Here is a 10165-nt window from a genome sequence, read left to right on the forward strand (position 1 = left end):
AAAACCGGGCAATTTCACTTACCCCGCCTTACACACCGTTCCCAACCCGTTTCGTTCCACTCTCTGCTTTACTTCACCGACCGCCGTCGCAACCGCGTATTCCCCAACAGCACCAATCCCAGCGCCAGCAGCATCGCCACCGTCACCGTCAGGAACAGCGCTTGGTAACTAAAGTCATCGATCATCAAACCGCCAAACAGCGGGCCAACCGCCCGGCCGAGGGAAATCGCCACGTTATACATGCCTTGGTATTTCCCCTTCTGCCCACCTTCAGCCAACGCATCGACCCAGGCCGGCATGCCAGGAAAGCCGATCATTTCACCAAACGTCAAAATGATCATGATGACGACAAATACCGCGTACTGACTCGCAAAGATCAGCAGGAAGAACGACAGCGCAAAAATCGCACTCCCTAACCCGATCTGTGTTGCCAGCTTCCGGCTCGCAAATAACCGGTTCATGATGGGCTGGCCCACCACAATCAAGATGCCGTTTAACGTCCAAAGCAAGCTATAGTTTCGGAACGGAATGTGCAGGTTGGTCATGTGCACGGACAGCACGCTTTCCCAAAGCGCGTAACTGGCGTACAGCGTGAACACCAACAAACAGAGTAACCAGATCACCCGTAAGTTCGCACCGGGTACCTTAGTCGCCGTTTCCTTTTCTGCCTGATTAGTCGAGATTTCAACCCGAAAGGCAATCGCCATAATCGCAAACAGCGCGATGTAGCACACGGTCGTCACCGCAAACACCGTAGTGATGCCAAAGTCTAACAAGTACCCCACTAACAGCGTCCCGATTACGACGCCCACGTTCAAGCCGATATAGAGCACGTTGAACACCTGTCGCGTCGTCTTATGGGTAATTGTGGCCGCAAAGGAGTTGCCCACCGTTAAGCTGATGCCGTCACCGAACCCCACCACAAACAACATGATGGCGAATGTCGGCCACGCGTGCCAGCGAATCAGCACCAGCATCGCTATGAGTGACATCCCCGCACCAACCAATCCGGTTCCGTACGGCGACCAGCGATCAAATAACCAACCGCCGACGAAGTTACCCACCATCATCATGAGCGAGGTAACCAACAGCACACTGCCGGCTAACGTGAGGGATTTGCCTAACATCTGGTTCATGTAGACCGTGGTGAGGGGCCACATGAAGGCCGCCCCCGCATTTAAGAGTAGCGTTGACCAAAACACTGCTGGTAGGGTGATCTGCGTTTTCTTCGCTAACATGCGCACCCCCTACGCATTGAACGGCCCCGTCACGACGAGTTTGCCCGTCATGTGGCCGGCGCCAACCCGAGCGTGCGCTTCATTGAGACTAGCCGCGTTGATGCCCGTCGTCATCGTTTCGGTCAGCGTGGTCGTTAAGACGCCCTGATCAAACAACCGTGCTGCCAGCTGCAAGATTCGCCCCTGAGAGGCCACGTTGTAGTCCGCGTCGGATTTCGCAAACATGTACTCCCAGTCAAAACTAGCGGCCTTGTTTTTGATCAAATACAACGGTAGATCAGCCGGACTGCCCACGATCGACCAATATGACCAAATGGCTTTACCAACTTAGCCGCAACGTCAAAGTAGGCTTCTGGCGCCCAGAGGATCGCGATGGCATCCACGCTGTCGTAACCCGCTTCACGCACCTGCGCATACAGGTCCTTGTGGTAGTCCAACGGCACGTCAACTTGGTTCTGCCGCAACCAATCGGCATTTTTCGGGCTACTAGTCGCTAACACGGTGATGCCCGCCCAGTGTGCGAGTTGCGCCATGATCGTGCCGACACCACCGCCACCGTTGATGATCAGTAACGTGCGCTTTTGGTTTTGATTGGCCTTGCCAACGAATTGGAGTTTTTCAAATAACAGCTCGTAAGCCGTCAACGTGGTCAGTGGCATCGCTGCCGCTTGCGCATCCGTCAACGTCCGCGGTGCTAAACTAGCGAGGCGTTCATCTACCAACTGGTATTCGGCGTTCGCGCCAGCAACCTGAGTCGAGCCTGCGTAGTAGATTCGATCCCCTACTTTAAACTTCGTGACGTCTGGACCAACCGCCGTTACGGTACCGACTGCGTCATAGCCTAAGATTTTCGGAGCCGTTTCAACCGTGACCCCTTCACGAAGCTTCAGGTCAACGGGATTGACCGAGATCGCCTTAACCGCCACGACAAGCTGGTTGCCCGTCGCAACGGGTTGGGCCAACGTGAGATCAACTAACGCCTGCTTTGCGTCAACGCCGATTGCTTTCATTGTTGCCATATCGATTCCTCCAATAATTAATGTTAGCCCCATTGTACCAGCGATTTAGCGCTTAGTGAAGCGTGCCAATAGCCCGTTTAGGCGTCCCTTAACTTGACGTCTTGTGCTAATTGTTGCATAATAGCGGTGTGATATTAAGTTGATATCAGAAAGGGGCTTTGGTAATGGCGAACGACCACAAGGAAAAACGCTTTTTACTTCGGCTGAACCAGCAACTGTACGACCGCCTAGAGGCCGACGCCGCAACCGATAACCGTAGCGTCAACGCCTACATCGTTAAGCTGTTGGAACAGGCCAAGCCGACCCCCACCTTTGAGGGCCGTCAGATTATTGGCAAGGTTATCGCTGGCCGGGAGTTGAACCCGGAGAACGGCTTAGTGGCCGTTTCAGGATCTACTACCGCTACTTACTCGACGACAACGGTCAGGTCGATGTGACCGCGCAGTACGCCGTTATTGAAGCCAACGGTAACATTTTAACTTTACGTCACATTTAGGGGTTAACTTTATTGAGGAGGAAACAGTTATGCCATTAGGATTAAAGATCGTGCCACAAAACAACCAGGGCTGGTGGAAACGTTGGGGAAGTACAGCCACAGTGTTGCGTCCGGATTGCATTTTTACATCCCGTTGTTCCAAAAGATCCGCAAGGTCAGTCTGGCCATGGAGCCACTCGCACTGCCGAACTACTCGATCATCACCAAGGATAACGCCGACGTATCGGCCAGCTTAACGCTAAACTACCACGTGACGGATGCGGTCAAATACCAGTATGAAAACACCGACTCCGTGGAATCGATGGCCCAACTGGTTCGGGGGCACCTGCGTGATATCATCGGGCGGATGGACTTGAACGAAGCGCTGGCTCAACCGCCAAGATCAATCAGGAACTCGCACTAGCAATCGGCGACCTGACGAACACCTATGGGATCAACGTTGACCGAATCAACATCGACGAACTGACCCCTTCACGCGCCATTCAAGAGGCCATGGACAAGCAGTTGACCGCTGACCGGGAACGGGTGGCGACAATTGCCAAGGCCGAAGGTGAAGCCAAGTCGATCGAGCTGACCACCAAGGCCAAGAACGACGCCTTAATGGCCACCGCCAAAGCAGAAGCCGATGCCACCAAGACTCGGGCGGACGCTGAACGTTACCGGATCGATACGGTGCAAGCTGGGTTAGCGAATGCCGACAGCAAGTATTTCCAAAACCAATCGATCAACGCCTTCAGCGAACTCGCAAACTCCCCTGCTAACCTCGTGGTGATGCCGGGTGACGTTTCCGGCGACCTTGGACAACTTCCCGTGATGGGCAAGTTGTTGGGTAAGGGTGCGCAGGAGAAGACCGTTTAAAAAACTACTATTAATAAACTAGAATTGGCCATCGGCTGATTCTAGTTTTTTTAACGCCTCCGGTTCGCTGAACACTGATCTGGTGGCCATTTGTGCAGTTCATCGCAAAATTCCACAAAAAAATCTAGAAAACGCTTGCAAATAAAAAAGTTATCCGGTATACTTACATCATCGTTAGTTGATTCAAGCAACCAACTATAAATTAAAACTACTTAAAACAACGCCAAATTTTCGGAGGATGGACATGACTGAATTATTCGATTTCCCAAAAGTTGCCTACTTAGGCGGCAAAAAGCTTAGACTTCAAGGCTGCTAAAGGTTACAACTTCTACAACCCAGAAGAAGAAATTACTGCAAACGGCACTACTAAGAAGATGAAGGACTGGCTCAAGTTCTCAGTTGCTTACTGGCACACGATGGACCAACGCTTAGTTGACCCATTTGGTGAAGGTACCGCTCAACGCCCTTGGGACAAGGAAGGCGAAGAAGGTTCTATGGAACTTGCTCTTGCCAAAGTTGACTACATGTTTGAATTCATGGACAAATTAGGCGTTGAATACTTTGCATTCCACGACCGCGATTTAGCTCCTGAAGGCAACACCCTTCGTGAAACGACGCCAACCTTGATAAAGTTGTCGACAAGATCGAACAAAAGATGCAAGAAACTGGCAAGAAGTTGCTTTGGAACACGTCTTCACTGTTCACTAACAAGCGTTTCGTTGCCGGTGGCGCAACTACTCCATTTGCTGACGTCTTTGCTTACGCTGGTGCCCAAATCAAGCACTCACTTGAAATCGCTAAGCGTTTAGGCTCAGAATCATACGTCTTCTGGGGCGGCCGTGAAGGTTACGAATCACTCTTGAACACTGATACGAAGCGTGAATTGGACCACATCGCAGCCTTCTTCCAATTAGCCGTTGATTACGCTAAGGAAATTGGTTACACGGGTCAATTCTTACTCGAACCAAAGCCTAAAGAACCAACGTCACACCAATACGATACTGACGCCCAAACGACTATCGCCTTCTTGAAGACTTACGGTTTGGAAAACGACTTCAAGTTGAACCTTGAAGGTAACCACGCATTCTTAGCTGGTCACACTTACGAACACGAAGTTCGCTTCACTCGTGAAGCCGGCTTGCTTGGTTCACTTGACGCCAACATGGGCGACAAGTTGATCGGCTGGGACATCGATGAATTCCCTAACGACATCTACGAAGCAACGCTCGTTATGTACGAATTCTTGAAGAACGGTGGCCTTCCTACCGGTGGTTTGAACTTCGATGCTAAGGTTCGTCGCCAAAGCTTTGAAGCAGAAGACCTCTTCTACGGTCACATGGCCGGCATGGACGTTTACGCTGCAGGTTTACGTGTTGCTGCCAAGATTCTTGAAGACGGCTACTTCGAAGACGTTTTGAAGGATCGTTACTCATCATTTGATTCAGGTATCGGTGCTGATTTCGAAGCCGGCAAGGTAACCTTTGCTGACCTTGAAAACTACATCATCGACACGCCAGACGCAGACGTTATCGCTGCTACTAAGTCTGGTCACCTTGAAGCAATCAAGGCAACCCTTAACAACTACATCTACTCTGTATTGGGTGCCCGCTTCAACTAAACTAAACTTTAAAGAAGGATTCCGACAGTGAGCGGGATCCTTTTTTGTTACAATTAGAGCCGCCGCTGAATTTTCATTTTGAAATTCAGTGGCGGCTTTTTGATGCTCACCCCGCTTCAGCCGCATTTTAGGTTGCATTACCGGCCACTTTGGTTTATGACTGTAACTAGCTTCACACTACTACATAAAGGCGATGATTCCATGAAACACGCAGGCATGATCGGCGGTCTCGGTCCCGAAGCCACTATGAATTACTATCAGGGCATTATTACCCGCTATCAAGATCGGCAAAATAGCCACACGACCCTCCCCGAACTCATGATCAATTCGGTGAACATGTACCACATGTTTGACCTCATCGATAACAAGCAGTTTGACGAAACCGCAACCTACCTCGCTAACGCCGCCAACCAACTTCAACGCGGCGGTGCGGACTTCGGTTTCATGTGCGGGTTAACGCCCCACGTCGTTTTTGAGCAACTTCAGGCTAAAACGACCCTTCCTCTTATCAGCATCATCGACACCGCCCTTCAGCACGCAAAAAGGCTTGGTGTTCACCGGTTAGGTCTCCTTGGTACCAAGTTCACGATGCAGGGCACCTTTTTCTCCCAGCCGTTTATTGACGATGGTATCGAGATCGTTGTCCCGTCACCAGACCAGCAAACCTACGTCCATGACCACCTCGTTACCGAACTCGAAAACGGGATCGTCCTTCCTGAAACAAAGCGGGGATTGCTTCAAATTATCAAGACACTTGTCGATCAGCAACACATTGATGGGCTTGTGCTTGGTTGTACGGAATTGCCGTTAATTTTGAGCCAGCAGGATTTCGAGTTTCCCGTGCTGGACATTGCGGAACTGCATATGGATAAGATTACTGAGTTGATTTTGGCCGATTGAGTTTATAGACATAACAAAAGCGCCATCAGCTTGCCGATTTAGGCAACTGATGGCGCTTTTTTGGGAGGAGGTAATAAACCTGCTTAAGATAACGATTCGGGTACCATGAGCGCAAAGTTTAAGCTTCTTAAGGTCTATGGGATTGTTAGGATATGTGGATGAAAACTGGAAATTAGGCGCTAAGCGAACCCATGGTATGCTGGCGACGTTTGCTTCATCGGAGGACAGCCGATTGTTACTGACGCCAGTGCGGTGACCCGCCCCGTCGTTATCTTGGTGTTAACTACGCGATGGTGCTGGCCGATTGATTTTTATTTTTTCAATTTTTTAATTTAGCGATAGAAAAAGCTCAGCCCAAGTATCCTGAATCGTCAGGAGGCTTAAGTTGAGCTTTTTCTTGCTTGATGCGTTTAGTTACTCGTAAAAGTAAATTATTTGAGCAAGTATGTTTGAAGAAATTTTAACTTAATAACCGGTTGTTAGAAGTTATATCCCCGGTCACCACTATTTTGGGTCCACATCCAAACAATAGTTTCCCCACCTTGAAGGTCATAGCCACCAGCACTGTGATTTGGAAAAGCACCATTAACGGAATATAGCCAACCGCCGCCGCTACCATTCGTACCAGCGCCTTTATAGTTGATACTTGAAACATAAACACTCGTACCAGAACCTGTATACCCCATTTGCATATTGTTATCGCGACATAGTTTTTGCAATGCAGTAAAGGCTGTATCACCTTGCTTAACTTTGACCGTTTCAGAAGCCCAAACTTGACTACCGTCAGCAATTGGTCCTTCAATTGATACCGCATAAGAATCACTTGCCGGTGTCGTAGAAGTACCTGTCGAAGTACTACCACCAGCAACGCTAGTAGCACTGCTAGTGCCACCAGCCTGCAAAGCAGTAATTGGCGCCGTTGCACTCGTTGTTGAAGTGGTACTGCCAGTTGTTGAAGTAGCTGGCGTTGTTACCGCCGTTTTATTGCTACTCTTAGTAGCAGTAGTCGCCGTCTTCTTATTTGAAACCGCACCCTTCTTCAGGTAACTATGCCAGATCCAGCCTTTCACTTTACCATTACTAGATTTAACGTAATAATATACGGCTTTTGAACCATTGGCACGAGTTACAGTCGCTTGCTGGTAGGTATAAAAAGTAGTGCTTTGATAGTGAACACCTAAATGGTTGGCCTTTTTAAGGTAACTCGTACTATAAAACGTCCCCGTTGTAACATGGTAGGCCTTCTTCGAAAGTTTCTTGTACTTAACCTTCACAACTTTTTTACTCTTAGTCTTTGCTTGGGCTGTAACTGAAGCAGGTGCATTAGGTGTGCTAAAACTACTGCCGAGCGCAACACCTCCAGCTAAAAGGAACGTGCACGCAAGTACCTTAATCGCTTTACTAAATTTCATCTCAATCATCATCCTTTATTTAAGCAATCGTATAAACAAAAATCTTGTTGGCTGAAACGTAAGTCCCATTGGTTAACTGGAATCGAGTGGTTAACCCGCTCTTCACTACCCGCTTAATCTTCAGGGTCGCATTCTTTTTGTAATGATACTTGTAGCCACTCAGGTTAACTTTCTTATAGGCGTTAACCCCGTGCTTACTAATCACCTTCACCTTAGTTGCACTTGTCTTATAGTAGGCACCACTGGTGTATTTCGAACTGGCCGAAATATAACCTTTACGTCCACTAGCGTTGTTCTTAACGTAGTAGACCTTCGTGCCGTTATCGTTAGTCGCTTGTTTTAGCACTGTAAATTCTGGCCGGTTAGCACGGGTGCGTTTGGCATAAGTTGCCGTTCGGTGAGTTAAATTCTCATTACTGTACATCGATAATTTAGCGGTTGCGTAAACTACTTTGATACCCTTAGCGGTAGTCTTTGGGGCTGTCGTTGTAGTAGTGGTGGCCGGCGCACTAGTCGTTGTCGTTGCACTGGTCGTATCAGTTGCCGATTTCGTGGTGCCCGTAGCCGCGTTATAGCCATTAACTGCCATCAAAGCGGTAATCTGCGCAGCAGTAAACGCTTCTTGGTTCGTTGCTGCATTCAAGTTATTTGTGTAAGTTGTTACCAACCCGTCGATTGCGGTATACGCAGCTGTTTTTTGTGCATCCGTCAGTGATGTATCGTTTTGGATGGCAACTTTGCGATTATTACCCGTAGTGATCAACGCATTGATTGCATTAGTCTTTTGACTAGCAGTCACAACATCCGTGTTCGTGGCTTTAGAGGATGAGCTACTGTCCTTGCTGGCATCACTTGAACTACTGCTAGAATCCGCATCGCTCGTAAACGTAATTGTCTTGATCATGGTAACGCCCGTTGCCGCAATATTGTTAACAAGTTCTGTAGTGCCCGCTTTATCAATTCTACTGTTCAAGTCAGTTACAGCACTATTAATTTGATCAATTGCGGCCGTTTTTTGATCATCGGTTGCTTTCGTGTTCGCCTTGATACTAGCGATTTGAGCGGTGGCAGCATCCGTAATCGTCTTCTTAGCAGCGGCAATATCATCAGTGCTAACCGTTGAGCCGGCTTTAACATTAGCTAGATCTGCATAAGCAGTACCTGCACCCACCGCATTAGCAATGGTATCGAGCTCTCTTTGGGTCTTAGCCGTCTTAATTTGATCTGCATACTTCTCTAAAACCGTATTGAAATTTGTTTTAATGGTATCAATTGTCGCTTGCTGATCACTAGTAGGATTGGCTGGATCAATAGCGAGTTTCTTAAGTAATGCCGTATAATCCTTTTGTGCTATCTGATTTAAACTACCAATGGCTGCTAATCTAGTATCATCAGTCGCTGCTGGTGAATATTGTGCATCAGTAGCCGGCAGACCACTAATCGCATAGAAGGCCGGTTGCCATGTTCTACCAGCAACGCCGAGTGTGTCTTGAGTTGCATTTTTAAGTAATTCCTTATACATGGTCGCAAGATTATCGACCCGCACTTTGGCAGCGTCTTTTTCTGCCGCTGTTGACCACTTTTCACTGTCGATACTTTTTTTGGCTCCCGTAACCATTCTCCCATCAGCAGCAATTGCGCTAAGGTAACTATCAGAAGCTTCATCTATTGCTACATTTTTAGGATCTGTAACAATATTCCATTTAAGTAATTTGCTATCATACTTTGCTTCTGTATTAGCGTCAAGCCCACCCTTGCTATAATACAAATTACCAAAAGTTGCTAAATCTGGATATTTAGTTACAAATGCTTTTGCGGCAGTACTAGGATCCGTCACATCGGTTACGGTTCCTCCCTGAATAGCAGATGCTTGAATAGCGCCAATCGAAATCAATTTATAGTAGAGTTCCGTCACCTCACTCGGTGTTGTTTTGTTAATATTACCATCGTTACATTTCAATAGATTACTAAATATTGCTTGTTGCGAAGGTGCGGTCGTATAGTACTTAGATATTCTTGCAACGTTTTGTTCCAAGTAATTATTATACGCTGCCGTAACAGTCGCAAAATCAGTGGCATTAATTTCACTATCAGTGGGAATCGTTACTGAATTAGCACGTGCTATTAGCTGATTTTTTAAATTAGTTATGCTTGTCGTAGCAGCATCAATCTGAGCCTGCGTTGGCTTAGTTGATGTATCCACCGTGTTATTAATATCACTATACTTAGCAAACTGAGTATCGAAGTCAGTCGTTGTAGCCGCTTTAGCAATTGTTCCCCTAAACAAAGATAAATGAGACGCTGTTTGCGTATTGTGGGTCGCTGGTGTTATCTGACTGACCAAACTTACCCCTAAAACACTTGAAAATAATAATAAATCATAAAATAATTGCCGCTTACGCATGTGCAAGTTCCTCCCCTAGAAACTGATTAATTTTACTTTATATAACATCTATCTAACTCAGGTCTTGATATCCATCAAGATTATCAGTTTAAGAAAGCGCTCGCAAATCGCTCCAAGTCAAAATAATCACATTTCAAAGGAAATCATTTCGCATTTTACAACATAATATTATAAAAAGTACATATATATAATTAAAATTAAACCAATAGCTATTTCTTTT

General features: G+C 47.3%; 5 protein-coding genes and 3 pseudogenes. 4 read left to right on the plus strand and 4 right to left on the minus strand.

Annotation, left to right across the window (positions count from 1 at the left end; genetic code table 11):
- Positions 1 to 68: 68 nt before the first annotated feature.
- Positions 69 to 1238, minus strand: a complete 1170-nt coding sequence (locus JCM2765_RS14785; protein WP_054737379.1) for an MDR family MFS transporter — start codon at positions 1236 to 1238, stop codon at positions 69 to 71.
- Between the two features lie 9 nt (positions 1239 to 1247).
- Positions 1248 to 2248: pseudogene (locus JCM2765_RS14790) on the minus strand (zinc-binding alcohol dehydrogenase family protein).
- 173 nt (positions 2249 to 2421) lie between these two features.
- Here JCM2765_RS14790 and JCM2765_RS14795 point away from each other — a divergent pair.
- The 4 genes and pseudogenes from JCM2765_RS14795 to JCM2765_RS14810 all read left to right on the plus strand — a co-directional run bounded on the left by JCM2765_RS14795 (position 2422) and on the right by JCM2765_RS14810 (position 6129).
- Positions 2422 to 2694, plus strand: coding sequence for a toxin-antitoxin system HicB family antitoxin (locus tag JCM2765_RS14795; protein ID WP_369404084.1), 273 nt, complete (start codon positions 2422 to 2424; stop codon positions 2692 to 2694).
- Between the two features lie 88 nt (positions 2695 to 2782).
- Positions 2783 to 3611 (plus strand): annotated as a pseudogene (locus JCM2765_RS14800) (SPFH domain-containing protein).
- A 244-nt stretch (positions 3612 to 3855) separates the two neighbouring features.
- Positions 3856 to 5229, plus strand: a pseudogene (gene xylA / locus JCM2765_RS14805) (xylose isomerase).
- A gap of 201 nt (positions 5230 to 5430) precedes the next feature.
- Entirely contained in the window at positions 5431 to 6129 is a 699-nt protein-coding gene (locus tag JCM2765_RS14810; RefSeq protein WP_082405166.1) for an aspartate/glutamate racemase family protein, read from the plus strand.
- 479 nt (positions 6130 to 6608) lie between these two features.
- On the opposite strand, the gene JCM2765_RS14815 is transcribed toward JCM2765_RS14810, so the two are convergent.
- A complete protein-coding gene (locus tag JCM2765_RS14815; protein WP_054737380.1) occupies positions 6609 to 7541 on the minus strand; it encodes a DUF4430 domain-containing protein in 933 nt (310 codons plus the stop codon).
- A 19-nt stretch (positions 7542 to 7560) separates the two neighbouring features.
- A complete protein-coding gene (locus tag JCM2765_RS14820; protein WP_054737381.1) occupies positions 7561 to 9945 on the minus strand; it encodes a DUF5776 domain-containing protein in 2385 nt (794 codons plus the stop codon).
- Positions 9946 to 10165: the final 220 nt, after the last annotated feature.

It is taken from the genome of Secundilactobacillus similis DSM 23365 = JCM 2765 (assembly GCF_001311075.1).
GTDB classification, from domain to species: domain Bacteria; phylum Bacillota; class Bacilli; order Lactobacillales; family Lactobacillaceae; genus Secundilactobacillus; species Secundilactobacillus similis.

What these genes read in the sequence shown, in the direction of transcription:
- JCM2765_RS14795 (WP_369404084.1), top strand. Translation starts at nt 2,422, where the DNA reads ATGGCGAACGACCACAAGGAAAAACGCTTTTTACTTCGGCTGAACCAG.
- JCM2765_RS14820 (WP_054737381.1), bottom strand. Translation starts at nt 9,945, where the DNA reads ATGCGTAAGCGGCAATTATTTTATGATTTATTATTATTTTCAAGTGTT.
- JCM2765_RS14815 (WP_054737380.1), bottom strand. Translation starts at nt 7,541, where the DNA reads ATGAAATTTAGTAAAGCGATTAAGGTACTTGCGTGCACGTTCCTTTTA.
- JCM2765_RS14785 (WP_054737379.1), bottom strand. Translation starts at nt 1,238, where the DNA reads ATGTTAGCGAAGAAAACGCAGATCACCCTACCAGCAGTGTTTTGGTCA.
- JCM2765_RS14810 (WP_082405166.1), top strand. Translation starts at nt 5,431, where the DNA reads ATGAAACACGCAGGCATGATCGGCGGTCTCGGTCCCGAAGCCACTATG.